Below are 16,610 nucleotides of genomic sequence, written 5' to 3' on the forward strand. Positions count from 1 at the left end.
ACGTGGGCGAACGCTGGCGATTATCCTCGTAAAATTCTTATATTTCGGGTCATGGCATTATCAGCAAACATTACACGTGAAGGAGCATTTGAACTCCTTAAGAAATACAACAAGGATCCGTTCCACCTTGAACATGGCGAAATCGTAGAGAAAACATTGCGTTATTTTGCTCGCGAATTGGGCTATGGCGAAGACGAAGAATTCTGGGGAATCGTCGGACTCTTGCACGATCTTGATTTTGAACAGTGGCCGGAACAGCATTGCATCAAGGAACGCGAATTGATGCAAGAGGCGGGTCTTTCGGAAGAGCTGATTCACGCGACAACGAGTCACGGCTGGTCTATCACGGTGGATGTCAAGCCGGAACATGAAATGGAAAAAGTGCTTTATGCCGTTGACGAACTCACGGGCTTGATTGGTGCGGTCGTTTTGATGCGTCCGTCCAAGAGCGTACAGGATTTGGAGCTGAAATCCGTCTTGAAAAAGTACAAGTCCCCGAAATTTGCGGCAGGCTGCTCTCGCGAAGTCATTGAACGCGGTGCAAACCTCCTCGGTTGGGAACTGAACGACCTCATTTCCCGAACCATCGCCGCTCTTAAATCTTTTAGACCGTAATTTGCCGTTATTCCATAAAAAATGTAATTTATAAATGAACGTCATTTGGGAGCGTTTTTTATGGACAACGAACTTAAGCTGTTAATTGGCAAAGACGAAGAAATAATTTATACGGGCAAGCCCAATAAAAAGTGCTTCATCTTCGAAAGCATCTTTAATCCGCTGCTTCCGTTTGCGTTGATTTGGGGCATCATTGATTTTGGCTTTATCGGCTTTTCCATGTCGTCTAAAGATGAACATCTCGGTTTTTTTATAGTCCCGTTCATGTTGCTACATCTGATGCCGGTCTGGATTTATCTCGGCGGGGCGCTCTTGTCATTTAGGCGTTACCACAATACGAGCTATATCATCACGGACAAGGCGATATATGCGTCAGGCGGTGTATTCAGCAAACACTACAATTCAAAACCGTTTGCGGAACTTTCGCACGTAGATTTGCACCGTGGAATATTTGACCAATGGTTTGGCGTGGGGGATGTTATCACGACGTCTGCTCAGGCAAATCCTGTAACGCAGAACGGAAGAACGACTTCTACGAATGCCGGCATTTCTATCGATAGTATTTCCAATTACATCGAAGTCTATAATATCGTGAAAAAGCTCCAGCAAGATGTGTATGCTGATGTGATGTACCCTAACGACTTGCGCCCCAAAGGAAATCACGGGTATAATACAAAATATCGCGGGTAGTAATGATTTGAATAATTACGGAATGGGTAGATGAAATTTTATTTAATTTGTTGTTTATTACTTTTAACGGCTTCATTTTCTTTTGCTAGTGATGACGAAAAACGTGAAATAAGAACGTATGAATTTCAATCTTCTCAAGAGGTGTTCTTGGATTTTGATCGTCCCGTGAAAACGACTTCTTTTATGCTTGACGCTGAACAAGCGGAAAATGCGCCTATAGCGACTATCTTGAATTTTTACTGGTGTTGGTCACAACGCGATGATTCTCCTCGTTGCAAAATCGAATTTTTAGATGAGGCGGGGAAGCCTATTCTTACGGGGAATGTGGTTCGCAAAAACGAAACGAATTGTTTTGGAAATCAGACGGAAAATTGTGAAGAATCTAGAGTCAGAATTACTCCGATGGACAAATGGATTCCCCTTAAAAAAGAGGAACTGAAAAATTCTCTTGGTGATAAAATCAATCAAGTGAAATCGGTTCATATGTATCAAGATACCGAAACAAGCATAGGTTGGGGAGTATTGGGTGGGATTGTTTATACACCGATTGTGGCTCTTGCCGCGATGTTGGTGGAAATTCCTGTGTCATACGCTTTGGATGAAGACTATAACTGGAAACATGTGGGCTTAGCGTCACTTGCTGGTTTTGTTGGTTTTTCCACTTGGGGAATGATTCGTATAGCGAAAAATCCTAATGCCACACGAGTCGATGTGACCATCAAATTTTAGACGACAAAAATAAATTAATCTAGTTTGTCAAAGAAAATCTCGCCGTTTTGCTGGACGATTGAGATGGTGTGCGTACCTTTGTTGCCCATGTCGTTGTAATGAACGAGGTATCTGCCATTGCCAAGAGGTTCGATTTTTTCGACTTCGTGAATGTTCTCGCCATCTTGCGCGTTGCTGCGGAATTTCCAGACCGCGTAGCCGCCACCATCGCTGAACTCGTTGTCGTACGCTTTTGAAAGCTCTTGGGCGAGACTCTTTGTGCAATACTTAGCAATGACGGAATCGTTCGCGAATTCGTTCCCGAAGATATGCTTGCTGTAGAACGTTTGGATCTTTTCGATAGCTTTTGTATCAAGAGCGTTGTCGTTGCTTGATTCTTGCAGAACTGTGGCTGGCTGGTGATCGGCTGAATTCTGTTGCGGTTGTTCTTGCTTGTCGCTACAGGAAAATGCTATTGTTGCTGCCAGTAAAATTAAAAACTTTTTAATGGAATTCATGGAAATATTATTCCTTGCAGAACAAATCTTTTTTCTTCTTGTATTCATCTTCTTTTTTCGTATCGCCTTTTCGCTCGTAATATAGTGCTAGGTTCGATAGGACTATGCAATCGGTAGGGGCGATTTTATTTGCTCGTTCAAGAAGTGCTAGCGCACTGTCGTTTTTCTGAAGCATGTAGTGGATGCTCATGGCGTTCAACGCTTCGACGCTGTTGGGAAGAAGTTTGTACATCTGGCGAGACATGTGTTCGTAGCAGGAATCGTACTCCAGATCAAAGTATTTCTTTATGACAATGGTAAATTCGCCTTCGAGCAGCTTCTCGGCGTTGTCGATTTTTTTTCCACCGGCAAGTTCGCATTTATCTTTTTTCGTTTTCAGCAATGTGTTAATCTTGTCGAAAAATTTAGACTGCATTCCGCATTCGTTTATTTCGCCGAATAACTGTACTTGCCCAAGCCACATGTCGATTCGGTAGGGGTATTCCTTGGTTGCTGAATCCAGTATTGCAGATGCTTCAAATACGCTACTCGGTTCAATACCTGGGTAAATATATTTTGATGAAATGCGAAGTTGTTCTTTCAGTACTCCGTTGGCTTTTGCAATCCATTGCTCTGGCGTGGCTTTGGCTGCGAAAGTTTGTATAATGCAAATTGTGAATAGGGTAAATAAAATCTTTTCCATGATAAGTAATATAGTTTATATTAAGGAAGAATTGTTATTGGTGTTCCGTCTTTGACGGCATCGTAGATTTCTTCGATTTCGTCGTTTGTGACTGCGATGCAGCCGGCGGTCCAGTCTTTCCACTTGTGCCAGAACTTAAAGAGAAACGCAGGAACCTTGTTCGGGTGGCCGTGGATCATGATGTCTCCGCCGGGCTCGTAGTTGCCTTCTTTTGCAGCATTGATTTGCTCCGCATTCGGGTACGAAACCTTCAGCGATAAGTGAAAGACGTTTTTGGGATTGTGGCGTTCGATGGTGTAGTCGCCTTCGGGAGTCTTGTTGTCGCCGGATTTGACTTTCGTTCCCACAGGATTCTTGCCCAATGAAATTCTGTACGTCTTGACAACTTTATCGCCGTTGCGCAGGTGCATTTGGCGCTTCGCCTTTTCTACGAGAATGTTGTCGATGGGGGAGATGAGCATGGCTTAAAATGTTGTTTGTTAAACATTTTGTAATATACAGAATGTTAAATGTGTTCGATGGAGGCGGGCTTCAAAAGTTTTGTATGCAACTTCAATTTTGGGGGATAGCTGGATGGCGATGACGCCTCGGAAAAACAAAAATGGTCGCGAAAGTGGCCGAAAACGGAGACTGTAATGTTGTCTTTTAAGGAACATGCGAAAATGTTCAATCTCGATGATGAGGATTAACGATGGATGATGGCAATGCTGAAATTGACTTCAATTTATGCTAATATTTTAGCAATTTACTTGATTTTTATATGAAAATTGCTTATATTTTAGCATATATGAACAACAAATTCGATATCAGCACTTTCGTGGATACACTTACTGTTCCTGCGGCGGCAACCAGGGTGGTGGAGCGCATGAAGGTTCGCAGGCGTGCCATGAAAGTTTCGCAGCAGGAACTCGCCAGGCGTTCCGGCGTAAGTTACGCGTCTATTCGCAGGTTTGAAACTACGGGCGAAATTGCGTTCCTTTCGCTGTTGAAAATTGCGCTTGCACTTGATTGCCTCGAAGATTTTACGAGCCTTTTCCATAAACCCGAACCGCAGAACTTGAAAGATTTGTAGGTAGCCGATGAATATCGTCGATGTGAAAAAGTTGACTGTCAAGTATAACGGCAGGGTGGTGGGCTATCTCGCGGAAGTAAATGGAAAAATTGCATTTCAGTACGATCGCGAATGGCAAGAAAACGGGTTCTCTATTTCTCCGTTTTCGCTTCCTATTTCGAATAAGGTTTTTGTTTGTAATAAGCCGACTTTTGGCGGACTGTTCGGTGTCTTTTACGATTCGCTGCCGGATGGTTGGGGTGAACTCTTGTTTAGGCGCCTTCTTGCGTGGCAGGGACTGAATGCAGATAGAATCTCTCCGCTATCCAAGCTTTCGCTTGTCAATGAATTCGGTTTGGGTGGGCTGCGCTATGAACCGAATTATGCCGAAATGACGGCGACGGAACACTTTGATTTAGATGAACTGTCGCAAGAGGCGGAAACCATCTGGAAAGATCGCGACGACGGCGTGAATCTTGATGAAATCTACAAGCTGGGCGGCTCCAGCGGCGGCGCGCGCCCGAAGGTACATCTCAATATAAAGGGCGACCATTGGATTGTTAAGTTCCCTTGCTCTTATGATGTCCCGAATATCGGTAAGCACGAGTTTCATGCGAATACGCTAGCCCGTACAGCGGGAATCTGCACGAACGATTTCAAACTGTTCCCGTCAAAAAAGTATAAGGGATTCTTTGGCGCGAAACGCTTCGATTACTGCGATGGCGGGCGAGTCCACATGATTTCGCTTTCTTCTGTTCTAGAAACATCGCACCGGATTCCGAACCTCGATTACACGCACCTGTTGCAAGTCATCGAAAAAATTTGCATCAATAAGGAAGACCTCTACGAAGCTTTTAGACGAATGTGCTTTAATGTGTTATTCGGCAACAAGGACGATCACGGCAAGAATTTTGCTTTCCTGTACGATGAATGTCTTAGCGGCTACAAGCTTTCGCCTGCATACGACATCACGAAAACACCCGAGAAGGCTGAACACGAAATGTCTGTCAACGGGAACGGAAAACCGTGCGAAAAAGATATCCTCGCCGTAGCCGAAAACTGCAAGCTGAATATGGAACGCTGCCGCACGATAATGGGCGAGGTCAAGAATGTGGTTTCCTTGTCACCCTGAGCGTCGTGCGTAGCACGAAGTCGAATGGGTCTAGCCGCCTAGGGTTTAATTGTTATCGGCGTGCCATCTTTGACGGCATCGTAGATTTCTTCGATTTCGTCGTTCGTGACTGCGATGCAGCCGGCGGTCCAGTCTTTCCACTTGTGCCAGAATTTAAAGAGGAATGCAGGAACTTTGTTCGGGTAGCCGTGGATTATGATGTCGCCGCCGGGCTCGTAGTTGCCTTCTTTCGCGGCTTTGATTTGCTCCGCGTTCGGGTACGAAATCTTCAGCGATAAATGAAAAATGCTTTTGGGGTTGTGCAGTTCGATGGTATAATTGCCCTCGGGCGTCTTGTTGTCGCCGGATTTGACTTTCGTTCCCACAGGATTCTTGCCCAATGAAATTCTGTACGTCTTGACAACACTATCGCCGTTGCGCAAGTGCATTTGGCGCTTCGCCTTTTCTACGAGAATGTTGTCGATGGGTGAGGTGGTCATGGCTTTAGGAGATTCCTTTTCTGAAGAGCAAGAGAACACAAGAAATGAGAGTAAAAGTAAGAGGGGTGTTCGTTTAATTATCATTAGATGTTTTGAAATGTTATGTGTTAAACATTTTGTAATATACAAAATGTTAAATGGTTTCCAACCAGCGGCTTAGAAATACATTGTAAACAGAGTAGCTCTTGCTTTCAAGAGAAAGTGTTTCTAACAAGAGTTCTTTGTCAATCAAAGATGTGAGTACACGTTTTACAGCGGCACTGGTTCCTAATTTGTATTTGTTGATGAAACTGCCTGCAGTTGGCTGCAATACCGTTTCTTCTTTGGCTACGGCTTTTAGAAATTGCCATTGCTTATCGGTTAGCAAGTTTCGGCGTTCCAAGAAGCTGTTTACATTTTCGTTCAAAATCTCTGAACAAGCTTGACGGACATCATTTAAGGTGATATCCTTGCTTCCGTTGCGGAAAATTCGGTGGCAAAGATACTGGACGTAAAAGGTGTGGCAACGGCACCATTCTAAAATAAAATTGATTGTTTCGTCATCGATATGCCGTTTATCCATGCCGAAAAGTTTCTTGATGAAGACTGCGTAGATTTCTGGATTGATTTTATCAAGATAGACGATGTGCGTGCTTTCGTAGAAAGGGCTTTTTTCGTTTACGAACATATCTGCCATAACGTGCTTCTGGCTGCCGCAAAAGACGAATCGGACATTTTTTAAAGGCTGCATGTATGTTCGCAATAAGGCTTCCATATTCACACCCTTGAAGTTTCGAATAGTTTGAAATTCATCAAAGGCGATGATAAATGATTTCTTTTGACTTCCTAGAAAATCAAAAATATTTTTTAATGTGGTTTGCTTCTGACCTTCATTTTGATATGTGATACTTACTTGCGGATCTCCTGAAATTGGATCAAAAGAAACCAGAGGACGGATCCCGCTCAAAGCCGAAAAGAATTTTTTGATGAGGGACTCAGTCTTTGTGCTTGCTAAGATTGATTCCGATAAAAGTTTGATGAATCCATCGAGACAGTCTGCTGCATAAATATCGCAGTAACAAAGCGTGATGGATGGGCGTGTACGGGCGATTTCATTGAAGACATGGTAAATCAGTCCTGTTTTCCCATAGCGTCTTGGGGAAATCAGCGTAACGTTGACTCCGTTTAGCAAGTCATCGATGATTTCCTGAGTTTCTTTTTCTCGATCGCAAAAAAGTTCTGCGTTTTTGTAAGGTTGCAAGACAAATGGATTTTCCATATACGCCTCCGTTTAACATTTTGTAATATACAAAATGTTAAGTGAATGGTCAAGTAAAGAATCTATGTTTTTGAAGCTTAGGATGAAAACAGCTAATATATTGGCGTTTTTGCTAGAATTTAATCGAAAATCGCTAATATTTGAGCATGTGGGTGAATTCTAAGGCTTGATGGTTATCGGCGTTCCGTCCTTGACGGCGTCGTAGATTTCTTCGATTTCGTCGTTCGTGACGGCAATGCAACCTGCTGTCCAGTCTTTCCACCTGTGCTTGAATTTAAAGAGAAACGCTGATTTTTTGTTCGGAAAGCCGTGGATCATGATGTCGCCGCCGGGCTCGTAGTTGCCTTCTTTCGCGGCCTTGATTTGCTCTGCGTTCGGATACGAAATCTTCAGCGACAAATGAAACTTGCTTTTGGGGTTGTGACGTTTGATGGTGTACTCACCTTCGGGTGTCTTGTTGTCACCGGATTTGACTTTCGCTCCCACAGGATTCTTGACCAAAGAAATTCTGTATGTCTTGACAACTTTATCACCGTTGCGCAAGTGCATTTGGCGCTTCGCCTTTTCTACGAGAATGTTGTCGATGGGTGAGATAAGCATGACTTTGGTGAAATTTAAATAAAAAACGCCCAGGCTTTGAACCTGGACGCTTTGTAATACTTGTGGCGATAAGCTTGTATGAACTCAGCTTGGCGAATTAGTTGCAGCCTGCACGTTTCTTGATGTTGTCGCGGTCGCTTTTGCAAGAAGATGTCATGATTTGGCATACCTCTTCGTTCTTCTTTTCGCGGAAAAGTTGATAGGCATAGATGCAGGCCGCTTTCTCGTTTCCCGCTTCGATTTCGCTCTTGAATAGGTTGTCCGCTTCGGCTAGTTTTTCGCTGTTGTTTTCTTTTTTGGCTGATTCGCGGAGCACGATGGCGTATTCCGGATTTAGAATTTTCGTGTCGCCGTTATGGCTGAGCGCTTTTTCGTAATAGTGCTTAGATGTTTCTAGATTGTTTAGACGGCCTTCGGCGGCAGCGAACCCCCAGTATGACTCGTAGCGGGTAGAATCGATGAGCCATGCCTGGTTAAAACGCTTGATTGCCGTACCTATATCGCCACGTTGGAAAAAGGACCATCCGACTTTCATCATGTGGTCAAAGGATTCTTTTTCCTTGCCTTTGACTGTGTTTAGAAATTCTTGGTCGGCCTGCAACAATTCTGGACTCTTGGGTTGGTTGCCATATTCAGGAATTTCGTTGATGCTGCGTTGACGATGGCCTCCTGCGCAGCCGATAAGTGCGATGATGCTCAATGTTGAGATGATGGTTGAAATTTTCATGATAAATCCTCTGCAAACGAATGTAGTTTTTTTTACGTTCGTCAATTATAAAAACACCCGGCTTTTAAACCGGGCGCTTTGTAATGCTGGTCTGGATCCTTCGACTTCGGGCTGGCGCCCTTCGCTCAGGATGACACTTCGTCGTAAGAGCACTTCGGCAAGCTCAGTGCCCTTGATGCTTTTTGCTCATCGCTCAAAGGCACGAAGTGCCGACCTCATAGCTTATGGCCGGATGGCTGTTCCTAACCACTAACCACTGTTTACTTCAAGAACTGCATATACGGCAGCTTGCTTGCAAGTTCCTGCACCTTGTCGGCGTTGGCCATGAGGGCGGAACGTGCGTGCCAAGAACCGTCGAGGAACTGGCCGCGGGGGCCGTCAGCAAGCGTGAGCTCGATGGTTTCGTCACCCATCTTGAGCGTGCGGCTTTCGGTGCTGGTGACGAGTTCTTCGCTCGGGTGTGCTTCGATCCAGGCGAGGATTTTGTCTGCAATTTCGTGGCTTACCTTGTAGCAAGGAACGCCGATAGCGACGCAGTTACCGAAGAAGATTTCGGAGTAGCTTTCGGCGATGATGGCACGGATGCCCCAGCGCTTGAGAGCCTGCGGAGCGTGTTCACGGCTGGAACCGCAACCGAAGTTCTGGTTCGAGACGAGGATGGAGCCGTTCTTGTAGGCCGGATCGCGGAACGGGTGAACCTTGCCCTGAGCGGCGAGGCCTGCGATATCGTCGGCAAAGGCGTTGTCGCCGAGGCCTTCGAAGGTGACGCACTTGAGGAAGCGTGCCGGGATGATACGGTCAGTGTCGATGTCGTTGCCGCGTACAGGAACGCCGGAACCTTTAACAATGTCGATAGAATTCATTTTTTAAATCTCCTTAGCGTTACTTGATGTACTTGCGGACGTCGGTGACACAGCCTTCGATGGCGGCGGCGGCCACCATGGCGGGGCTCATGAGGATGGTGCGGCCCGAAGGGCTGCCTTGACGGCCCTTGAAGTTACGGTTGCTGGAGGAGGCACTCACCTGGCGACCCTTGAGCTTGTCCGGGTTCATGGCGAGGCAGAGCGAGCAGCCTGCTTCGCGCCATTCGGCACCGGCTTCCTTGAAAATCTTGTCGAGACCGAGAGCTTCGGCTTCCACCTTGATCTTCATGGAGCCCGGAACGACCCACATCTTCACCGTCGGGGCAACCTTGTGGCCCTTGATGATTTCGGCGGCGGCCTGCAAGTCGCTGAGGCGGCCGTTGGTGCAGCTACCCACGAAAGCGATGTCGATCGGGCGGCCAATCATCTTGGAACCTTCTTCCCAGCCCATGTATTCATAAGCTTCGGAGATGACCTTCTTTTCGCTGCCTTCGAATTCGTCAATCTTCGGCATGTTGCCGTTGAGCGGAATGGCCTGGGCAGGCGTAATGCCCCAAGTGACCATCGGTTCGAGGTTGTCGCAGTTGATTTCGACTTCGTCGTCAAACTGGGCGTCGGCGTCGGTAGCCACGGACTTCCAGTAAGCGACGGCTTCGTCCCACTTGTCGGCCTTCGGGGCGTACGGACGGCCCTTGAGGTATTCGAAAGTCTTTTCGTCGGGGTTGCAGTAACCGACGCGGGCGCCACCTTCGATAGCCATGTTGCAGACCGTCATACGGCCTTCCATGCCCATTTCTTCGATGACCGGACCGGCAAATTCGTAAGCGTAGCCAACACCACCGTTCACGCCGAGCTTAGCGATGTAGGCGAGGGCCACGTCCTTGGCGGTCACACCCGGCTTGAGCTTGCCGGTGAACTTGATGCGGCGAGTCTTGAGCGGGCTCATGGCGAGCGTCTGGGTGGCCAAAACGTCTGCCACCTGGCTCGTACCGATACCGAACGCGATTGCGCCGAATGCACCGTGCGTTGCCGTGTGAGAGTCACCGCAGGCAACGGTCATGCCCGGCTGGGTCACGCCTTCTTCGGGGCCCACGATGTGGATAACGCCCTGTTCGGCGGTAGCGGGGCCAAAGAACTTGATGCCGTTGTTCTTGGTGTTGTTTTCAATGTGGGAGAACATCTCTTCGGAAATGCCGTCCTGGAGCGGGCGGTTGCGTTCCGGGAAAGTGGTCGGAATAATGTGATCGACCGTTGCAAAAGTGCGTTCCGGGAACAGCACCTTCTGGCCTTCTTCGCGGAGCTGGGCGAAGGCCTGCGGACTCGTCACTTCGTGGCAGAGGTGAAGCCCGATAAAGAGCTGGCACTGACCGCTCGGGAGCTTAGCTACCGTGTGGCTTTCGAAAATTTTCTGATAGAGTGATTTTCCCATAGATTTATCTCTTTTAGGTTTTCGATTCTTGCCACCTTAGCCCCTATCGAACCCTTACAGGGCTTTCCAGAGTGATAAATGAGATCAAGAATCTTTATGCTTATTTGCTGGGCAAATTTAGAAAATTGTTGGGCTTTTGTCCATTACGAAACATCGGCTAAATAAACATCTTCACGCCGATTCCAATCAGAATAAGTCCTGCAATAATTTCGGGAATCTTCGTCTTGAATCGCTTGGAAGCATGGCGACCGATTTCAAAGCCGATGACTCCCATTACAAAGCTTGCCAAGGCGATGGCTGTTACTGCAAAACTCATGTTGACGTTCATGAATGCAAACGAGATGCCGACGGCAAACGCATCGATGCTTGTCGCGATAGACAAAAGCAAAATGTTCATGATGCTCAAGTGTGCTTTGGCGGCGGTCGCTTCGCCTCCCTTGATGGCTTCCCAAATCATGCGTAAACCCAGCACGCAGAGAATGGTGCAGGCAATCGGCGTTCCGACCGCATTGAACCAGCGTTCGGCGAACAGCCCGAAAAAATAACCGAGGAGCGTCATGCCGCCTTGAAAAACTCCGAACGAAACCGCTTGGAGCAACGCACGCGAACGCTTGACGCACGATTTGCAAAGACCGGTAGAAATGGCGACCGCGAAGCAGTCCATCGCCTCGACAATTGCAATGATAATGATTTCAAAAACAGTCATGATTTGCTTTTTTTAGAAAAATCGAAAAACGATTCCAAAAATAAAAAATATATTGTAGTTATTAGGTCTTAGGTATTAGGTAATAGGGGGGGGAGCGCAATATTGATTGTGCTAAGTATGCTTAATTCACCTAACTCCTATAACCTAAAAATAGCAGCTTAAAATTGAACAGCAAAATTGTTACCATATTTTTTGTCGCCTTGAGCTTGATGCTCCTGCTTTCTGTGGGGGGCTCGTTTTGGGATGGTTCCATTGATTTGCTTTTGCACGACAACGGTAGCTGGAAGTTCCCCAAGACGTTATTTGTCTTTTGGCTGGGCTTGTCGCCGTCTGGCATTCTGCTTTCTGCGTTTTTGCTTATCATGAAGGTGAGAATCCATCGGCGTACGTCACTTCTGTTGGAGCTAAGTTCTTTTTGCTGTTTGGCCGTATCGTTCCTTTACGCATGGCTTTATGAAAATTCCCTTGCGATGAACTGCAATGTTTATAGCATTGGCATTGTCGGCTTTATTTCGCTACTGTATTTCGTGACGCATCTTATTGCAGCAGATTCCGCCGAAGACCTCACGCTTTGCAAGGAGTTGGCAAAAATCAGGCGACCGCTCGCATGGATCATTCTTCCGACAGTGTTTTGGGTCGTGTCGGCGTTCGGCCTTGATTTTGCTCGTGTCGAGAATTCCTTTTGGCAAGGTGCGTTTTTTCCGCTGTACTTGGTCGCTTGTACATTTTATTTAGGCCTTGCGATTGCGGTCGCGCTTCTCTTGTTTGAAAATTACTTCAATCGCTTGATAGAACGCCTTCTCGTGCTTTGCAGCTGGTTCATGTTATTGATGTTCTTGTGGATTATTCTATTGAAAGGGGAGGGGTGCTTTACATCGTTTGTATTTTGCTGTTTGGTTCCGCAGCTTTTGTTTATCGAAGCGGTTCGTGAAAACGTATGGGGGCGCTTGATTGTTGTGATGTCTATTTTATTTGGGGTTTTGCTTAAATGTGACTACTTGGTGAATTCTAACGAATTGCTTTTCTTTTCAAATGCAAATTTTGCCGATGTAAGTCTGATTCTTGCTGGAGCGATGCTGTTTGTTTGTCTTTTCTTGGGTGTACGTTTTTTGTTATCGCGATTCTTTGAAAATGACGAAATTCTGATGGGCGAGGTGGATTCTAGCTTGGATTCTTCGGACGGCGAAGTTCCTGACGAAAACGAAAAGAAGTATTATCCTTCGTTTTCGGCTCCAGAATTCAAGGTGGTGCGTTTGCCCGTGTTGTGCGGAGTCCTTGCCGCCGTGGCGTATGGTTATTTTACTTCAGACTGGATCAATCTTGCTGGGCCGTTTGGAGCTTATGTGAGTTGCTTACTGGTTTGCTTGAAACCATTTGTCCATTTGGGCTTTTTTAGAAAACGCAGGGAGGAGGGCCGCAAATGAGCATGTTTGCCAATGCTGTGGCATGCCTCCTATGCCTGTTCTTTGCAGCGTTCCTCTGGAAACAGAAGGGGATGCTTCATGTTACTCTCATGATGTTCGTTGTCGTCATGACGAGTTGCCTTTATACGGCTTTTGCAGGGAACTTTTCGATAGAAACTTTAGAAAATTACCCGTTCCGTATGTTCGCTCTTACGATGTGCGTTTTTACAACGGGGTTGCGCGAAAACCGCCGCCGCTTCATGGTGCTTGCGCAGGCGTTCTGGCTTTGGGTGGAACTTGTCGGGAATGTTTCTTTGTTGCAAACGGGAATGGATGCCCCGTGGCTACGTTTGGCTGCAATTGCCGAAATAGGACTCGGCTGCTGCTTTATGGTCAGAATTTCAAGAGAAATTGAGTTCGGGCTGATTGTCTTGTGGATGGCCGTCTGGATGTTCTTTTAGAGCGCATCCTTATAGCCCGATTTATTCGAAAGCCTCTGCTCAAATTCATCTTTCGAAAGGGGCTTGTCGTAAATAAAACCTTGGACCGTCGAACATTTGGCGTCGTGCAAAAAGTCCAGTTGCTTGGAGTTTTCGACACCTTCCGCAACGACTTCGAGATGGAGTTCGTTGATCATGTTGACCATGTTCTTTACGACTACTTCGTCATGATGCTTCTCTTCGCCAATGTGGTCGAGGAGGGATTTGTCCAGCTTGATGACGTTCACGTTCAAGTCCTTGAGTGCGTTGAACGTGGAGTAGCCCGTACCGAAATCGTCTATGGAAACGGAAATTCCGTGACTGCGGAGTTCGTTCACGAATTTTTGCATAGCGACTTTATCTTCAAAATCCGAAGCTTCGGTCAATTCAATTTCGATGTACTTGCTGTCGATATTGAATTCTTTCATGATATCGAGAATGTCTTGGGCAAGGTGCGGGTTGCTCAAGTGACGTCTCGAAAAATTCGATGAAACACGGACAGGGTCAAAGCCCATGTTCAGCCAGGAGCGAATGTCTTCGCACACTCTGTGGAACACGTAAAAGTCCAACTGGCAGACGGAGGCTTCTTTTTCGAGAATCGGCAAAAATTCACCCGGTGAAATAATTTGCCCATTGCGGTTCCATCGTACGAGGGCTTCGCAGCCGCACAGGCTTTGTTCGTTCACAGAAACCTTCGGCTGGTAATAGACCACAAATTCCTTGCGGTTCAAAGCCTCTTGGAACATTGCCGAGATTTCTTTTTCGTGCGATACCGTTTCGAACATGCGTTTTTCGAAGAAGACGACGTCCATTCCGGGGTGCATTCTCGATTCGTTCATCGCGATGGACGAACAATGCAATATTTCGTTCAACGTATCGGTCGGCTTCGCGTCATAGACGCCAATCCTACAATGGATGGTCAGCGAAAAGACTGGCATTTGGGGCATCAAGATTTCTATCCGCATGGGGGTAAGTTGGCGGATGAACATGTCCCTATTTTCTTTTCTGACAAGAATAAAGAAATTATCGCCACCCAGTCTAGCAATCATTTCGTCTTCGTGGCACATCGACATGACAGTGCGGGCAAACGTGATGATTCCCTTGTCTCCTACAGCAGGGGATTTGGACTGGTTTACGTACTTGTAATTTTTGAGGTTGATGAAAAGACCGGCGAAATTTTGCAGCTTTTGCGCTGCTTTGAGTCCGATACAGTGTTGGACGAGTCTCGACATGTTGGGGGCGCCCGTCAAGGTATCGGTGTGGCTTGCGTAGTGGACGGCGCTCATCAAACGGCATCTGCCCAAGATGATGAACAAATCGTCACAAATCAGTTTCGCGGCTTGAATTTCAGTGTTTATGAATTTATGTTTTTTCTTCGCTCGAACTTCGACGGTAAAGATGCCGTTTTCGCCAGTTCTGTATGTCTGAATGATGGGGGCTGTCTCGTAACCGTTCGGATCTTCGTAAATTATTTTTTCATCATTGGTGCCGTGTCTCGCGATAATTGAAACCGGGGCGACGAGTTTGACTTTTACAAAACCGATATTTAGAATATTACAAATTGGACCGATTGCAATGCTAATACGACGCATCATCCCGAAAATATCGGGAATATTGTCTAAAATCGCTTCCCTAAAATTTTTGTATTCACTACTGAAAATGATTAGATCCATTTTCTCGTCCCTAAGCATTAAATCTCATATACACCAAATTTGTTTCTAAATGTAAATAAAATTTTCAAAAAAACAACAGGATTTTTTCAAAGTAATTTTTTCTTAATCTTTTGGAGTGAAGATTGTATTTATTGCTTCGGTGATTTTATAATTAGAGAACAACGTCATGGCAAACAAATCATGACGGGCTCTAGCCCTTTAGCGCTTATTAAAACTGTGACTGGATCCTTCGGCTTCGCCTCGGGATGACGAGCCCAAAAGTTTCCCTCTATCCTCTATCGTCTCTCGTCTAAACCGGCGGGAAGAATATGTAAGCTATTATGATAGCAGCAATTACGCCAACTGCATCCGCGATTAAAGCACAGGTGACGGCATGGCGTGTCTTTTTGACTCCGACGGAACCGAAATAGACGGCGATGATGTAGAATGTCGTGTCGGCGGCTCCTTGGAACATGCAGCTGAGGCGACCGGCAAAGCTGTCCGGACCTAAGTTCTTCATGGCGTCGATCATCATGCCGCGGGCTCCGCTTCCACTGAGAGGCTTCATGAGCGCGGTGGGGAGAGCCGGGACGACATCGTTTCCGACACCAATGAGCCCGAGTAAATAAGAAATTCCGTTCATCACGAGGTCCATCGCGCCGCTTGCACGGAACACGGCGACGCCCACGAGAATCGCGACGAGGTTTGGGATGATCATTACGGCGGTATTGAAGCCTTCTTTGGCTCCTTCGACGAACGCTTCGTATGCTTGGACCTTCTTGTAGCAGGCGAGGCCAAGGAATGCAACGATGATGCCGAACAGCACGATTCCGCTAATGAATAGGCTTGTAGTTCCGATGGCTTCTGCGGTGAGGTGGCTAAAGTAGAACATGATGGCGATGACGCATGCGCTGATGCCGCCGAGCCATGCTACGGTGATGGGATCTTTGAGCTTGATTTTTTGGAAAAAACTGAGGGCGAAAATACCTGCGATTGTGCTGAAAAATGTGGATAAAAGAAGCGGCAGAAAAACATCGCTTGGATTTGAGGCTCCGAGCTGAGCTCGGTAAGTCATTATGCTAACAGGAATTAGCGTAAGTCCGCTTGCATTGAGGACGAGGAACATGATTTGCGAATCGCTTGCGACGGTCTTGTCTTCGTTCGGGTTCAGCTCTTGCAACTGTTTCATCGCTTGGAGGCCCATCGGTGTCGCGGCGTTGTCGAGGCCGAGCATGTTCGCGCTGATGTTCATGAGCATCGTGCCCACGACGGGGTGGCCTTTCGGAATTTCGGGGAAGAGCCTTGAAAAGAGCGGCTGTACGATTTTGGCGAGAATTTGGACTGCTCCCGCTTTTTCTCCGATTTTCAAGATGCCGAGCCAAAGGCTTAGGATGCCCGTGAGGCCGAGTGCAATCTCGAACGCGGTCTTGGACATGTCGAACGCTCCGATGATTGCTTTGTTGAAAATGCCGGTATCGCCGAATGCGAGCCACTGGACGATGCAGGCGATAAATGCACCGAAAAAGAAAATGAGCCAAATGACGTTTAAAACCATGATGGAAATGTTAGAAAAAATTTATTGGCTGGTGATCCGTGGCTAGTGGTTAAACTTATTTTT

Annotated in this window: 19 protein-coding genes; 7 read left to right on the top strand and 12 right to left on the bottom strand. The window is 46.7% G+C overall.

What is annotated here, in order from left to right; all coding sequences use genetic code 11:
* Window positions 1-51 precede the first annotated feature (51 nt).
* The 3 genes from IKG78_RS15265 to IKG78_RS15275 are packed head-to-tail and all read left to right on the top strand — an operon-like array spanning window position 52 to window position 2,034.
* A complete protein-coding gene (locus IKG78_RS15265) occupies window positions 52-615 on the top strand; it encodes a hydrolase (RefSeq protein WP_290945025.1) in 564 nt (187 codons plus the stop codon).
* Window positions 616-675: 60 nt separating this feature from the next.
* The gene (locus IKG78_RS15270) at window positions 676-1,305 is read left to right on the top strand and encodes a PH domain-containing protein (RefSeq protein ID WP_290945026.1); all 630 of its coding nucleotides are present in this window, start codon (window positions 676-678) and stop codon (window positions 1,303-1,305) included.
* 30 nt (window positions 1,306-1,335) lie between these two features.
* Entirely contained in the window at window positions 1,336-2,034 is a 699-nt protein-coding gene (locus IKG78_RS15275) for a hypothetical protein (protein ID WP_290945028.1), read from the top strand.
* A gap of 14 nt (window positions 2,035-2,048) precedes the next feature.
* On the opposite strand, the gene IKG78_RS15280 is transcribed toward IKG78_RS15275, so the two are convergent.
* From IKG78_RS15280 to IKG78_RS15290, 3 genes are read right to left on the bottom strand one after another with little or no spacing between them, the layout of a single operon-like run.
* Window positions 2,049-2,531: a hypothetical protein gene (locus tag IKG78_RS15280; RefSeq protein ID WP_290945030.1), complete on the bottom strand. Its 483-nt coding sequence runs from the start codon at window positions 2,529-2,531 to the stop codon at window positions 2,049-2,051.
* Window positions 2,532-2,538: 7 nt separating this feature from the next.
* Window positions 2,539-3,213, bottom strand: a complete 675-nt coding sequence (locus IKG78_RS15285; RefSeq protein ID WP_290945032.1) for a hypothetical protein — start codon at window positions 3,211-3,213, stop codon at window positions 2,539-2,541.
* Between the two features lie 20 nt (window positions 3,214-3,233).
* On the bottom strand, window positions 3,234-3,674 hold the full coding sequence (locus IKG78_RS15290) for a L,D-transpeptidase family protein (protein ID WP_290945034.1): 441 nt from the start codon (window positions 3,672-3,674) through the stop codon (window positions 3,234-3,236).
* A gap of 326 nt (window positions 3,675-4,000) precedes the next feature.
* On the opposite strand from IKG78_RS15290, the gene IKG78_RS15295 reads away from it, so the two are divergent.
* Both IKG78_RS15295 and IKG78_RS15300 read left to right on the top strand, forming a co-directional pair.
* Window positions 4,001-4,285 carry a helix-turn-helix transcriptional regulator gene (locus IKG78_RS15295; RefSeq protein ID WP_290945036.1) on the top strand — a complete coding sequence of 95 codons (285 nt, stop codon included), beginning with the start codon at window positions 4,001-4,003 and terminating at the stop codon, window positions 4,283-4,285.
* Between the two features lie 7 nt (window positions 4,286-4,292).
* Window positions 4,293-5,396, top strand: a complete 1,104-nt coding sequence (locus tag IKG78_RS15300) for a type II toxin-antitoxin system HipA family toxin (protein WP_290945038.1) — start codon at window positions 4,293-4,295, stop codon at window positions 5,394-5,396.
* A 38-nt stretch (window positions 5,397-5,434) separates the two neighbouring features.
* On the opposite strand, the gene IKG78_RS15305 is transcribed toward IKG78_RS15300, so the two are convergent.
* From IKG78_RS15305 to IKG78_RS15335, 7 genes are all read right to left on the bottom strand, one after another.
* Window positions 5,435-5,875 carry a L,D-transpeptidase family protein gene (locus IKG78_RS15305; RefSeq protein ID WP_290945040.1) on the bottom strand — a complete coding sequence of 147 codons (441 nt, stop codon included), beginning with the start codon at window positions 5,873-5,875 and terminating at the stop codon, window positions 5,435-5,437.
* 133 nt (window positions 5,876-6,008) lie between these two features.
* The gene (locus IKG78_RS15310; protein ID WP_290945042.1) at window positions 6,009-7,133 is read right to left on the bottom strand and encodes an ATP-binding protein; all 1,125 of its coding nucleotides are present in this window, start codon (window positions 7,131-7,133) and stop codon (window positions 6,009-6,011) included.
* 159 nt (window positions 7,134-7,292) lie between these two features.
* Window positions 7,293-7,733, bottom strand: coding sequence for a L,D-transpeptidase family protein (locus IKG78_RS15315; protein WP_290945044.1), 441 nt, complete (start codon window positions 7,731-7,733; stop codon window positions 7,293-7,295).
* Window positions 7,734-7,830: 97 nt separating this feature from the next.
* Window positions 7,831-8,460 (bottom strand): hypothetical protein, encoded by a 630-nt coding sequence (locus IKG78_RS15320; RefSeq protein ID WP_290945046.1) that lies wholly within the window; start codon window positions 8,458-8,460, stop codon window positions 7,831-7,833.
* A gap of 260 nt (window positions 8,461-8,720) precedes the next feature.
* Window positions 8,721-9,323, bottom strand: coding sequence for a 3-isopropylmalate dehydratase small subunit (locus IKG78_RS15325; protein WP_290945048.1), 603 nt, complete (start codon window positions 9,321-9,323; stop codon window positions 8,721-8,723).
* 19 nt (window positions 9,324-9,342) lie between these two features.
* A complete protein-coding gene (leuC, locus tag IKG78_RS15330; RefSeq protein ID WP_290945050.1) occupies window positions 9,343-10,752 on the bottom strand; it encodes a 3-isopropylmalate dehydratase large subunit in 1,410 nt (469 codons plus the stop codon).
* A 157-nt stretch (window positions 10,753-10,909) separates the two neighbouring features.
* On the bottom strand, window positions 10,910-11,458 hold the full coding sequence (locus IKG78_RS15335; RefSeq protein WP_290945052.1) for a manganese efflux pump MntP family protein: 549 nt from the start codon (window positions 11,456-11,458) through the stop codon (window positions 10,910-10,912).
* A 164-nt stretch (window positions 11,459-11,622) separates the two neighbouring features.
* On the opposite strand from IKG78_RS15335, the gene IKG78_RS15340 reads away from it, so the two are divergent.
* Both IKG78_RS15340 and IKG78_RS15345 read left to right on the top strand, forming a co-directional pair.
* Complete coding sequence (locus tag IKG78_RS15340) at window positions 11,623-12,882, top strand: hypothetical protein (protein ID WP_290945054.1); 1,260 nt, start codon at window positions 11,623-11,625, stop codon at window positions 12,880-12,882.
* On the top strand, window positions 12,879-13,322 hold the full coding sequence (locus tag IKG78_RS15345) for a hypothetical protein (RefSeq protein WP_290945056.1): 444 nt from the start codon (window positions 12,879-12,881) through the stop codon (window positions 13,320-13,322). Before IKG78_RS15340 ends, IKG78_RS15345 begins: the two co-directional genes overlap by 4 nt.
* On the opposite strand, the gene IKG78_RS15350 is transcribed toward IKG78_RS15345, so the two are convergent.
* Complete coding sequence (locus IKG78_RS15350; protein ID WP_290945058.1) at window positions 13,319-15,013, bottom strand: GGDEF domain-containing protein; 1,695 nt, start codon at window positions 15,011-15,013, stop codon at window positions 13,319-13,321. The genes IKG78_RS15345 and IKG78_RS15350 overlap by 4 nt on opposite strands.
* 289 nt (window positions 15,014-15,302) lie before the next feature.
* Window positions 15,303-16,547 (bottom strand): nucleoside recognition domain-containing protein, encoded by a 1,245-nt coding sequence (locus IKG78_RS15355; protein WP_290945060.1) that lies wholly within the window; start codon window positions 16,545-16,547, stop codon window positions 15,303-15,305.
* Between the last annotated feature and the right edge of the window lie 63 nt (window positions 16,548-16,610).

It is taken from the genome of Fibrobacter sp., assembly GCF_017545445.1.
GTDB lineage: Bacteria > Fibrobacterota > Fibrobacteria > Fibrobacterales > Fibrobacteraceae > Fibrobacter.

Bases quoted from the DNA above. Each gene is read 5' to 3' on its own strand.
- IKG78_RS15300 (WP_290945038.1), top strand. From the start codon at position 4,293: ATGAATATCGTCGATGTGAAAAAGTTGACTGTCAAGTATAACGGCAGG.
- IKG78_RS15315 (WP_290945044.1), bottom strand. From the start codon at position 7,733: ATGCTTATCTCACCCATCGACAACATTCTCGTAGAAAAGGCGAAGCGC.
- IKG78_RS15305 (WP_290945040.1), bottom strand. From the start codon at position 5,875: ATGACCACCTCACCCATCGACAACATTCTCGTAGAAAAGGCGAAGCGC.
- IKG78_RS15350 (WP_290945058.1), bottom strand. From the start codon at position 15,013: ATGGATCTAATCATTTTCAGTAGTGAATACAAAAATTTTAGGGAAGCG.
- IKG78_RS15345 (WP_290945056.1), top strand. From the start codon at position 12,879: ATGAGCATGTTTGCCAATGCTGTGGCATGCCTCCTATGCCTGTTCTTT.
- IKG78_RS15280 (WP_290945030.1), bottom strand. From the start codon at position 2,531: ATGAATTCCATTAAAAAGTTTTTAATTTTACTGGCAGCAACAATAGCA.
- IKG78_RS15310 (WP_290945042.1), bottom strand. From the start codon at position 7,133: ATGGAAAATCCATTTGTCTTGCAACCTTACAAAAACGCAGAACTTTTT.
- IKG78_RS15275 (WP_290945028.1), top strand. From the start codon at position 1,336: ATGAAATTTTATTTAATTTGTTGTTTATTACTTTTAACGGCTTCATTT.
- IKG78_RS15325 (WP_290945048.1), bottom strand. From the start codon at position 9,323: ATGAATTCTATCGACATTGTTAAAGGTTCCGGCGTTCCTGTACGCGGC.
- IKG78_RS15355 (WP_290945060.1), bottom strand. From the start codon at position 16,547: ATGGTTTTAAACGTCATTTGGCTCATTTTCTTTTTCGGTGCATTTATC.
- IKG78_RS15335 (WP_290945052.1), bottom strand. From the start codon at position 11,458: ATGACTGTTTTTGAAATCATTATCATTGCAATTGTCGAGGCGATGGAC.
- leuC (WP_290945050.1), bottom strand. From the start codon at position 10,752: ATGGGAAAATCACTCTATCAGAAAATTTTCGAAAGCCACACGGTAGCT.
- IKG78_RS15290 (WP_290945034.1), bottom strand. From the start codon at position 3,674: ATGCTCATCTCCCCCATCGACAACATTCTCGTAGAAAAGGCGAAGCGC.
- IKG78_RS15265 (WP_290945025.1), top strand. From the start codon at position 52: ATGGCATTATCAGCAAACATTACACGTGAAGGAGCATTTGAACTCCTT.
- IKG78_RS15320 (WP_290945046.1), bottom strand. From the start codon at position 8,460: ATGAAAATTTCAACCATCATCTCAACATTGAGCATCATCGCACTTATC.
- IKG78_RS15270 (WP_290945026.1), top strand. From the start codon at position 676: ATGGACAACGAACTTAAGCTGTTAATTGGCAAAGACGAAGAAATAATT.
- IKG78_RS15285 (WP_290945032.1), bottom strand. From the start codon at position 3,213: ATGGAAAAGATTTTATTTACCCTATTCACAATTTGCATTATACAAACT.
- IKG78_RS15295 (WP_290945036.1), top strand. From the start codon at position 4,001: ATGAACAACAAATTCGATATCAGCACTTTCGTGGATACACTTACTGTT.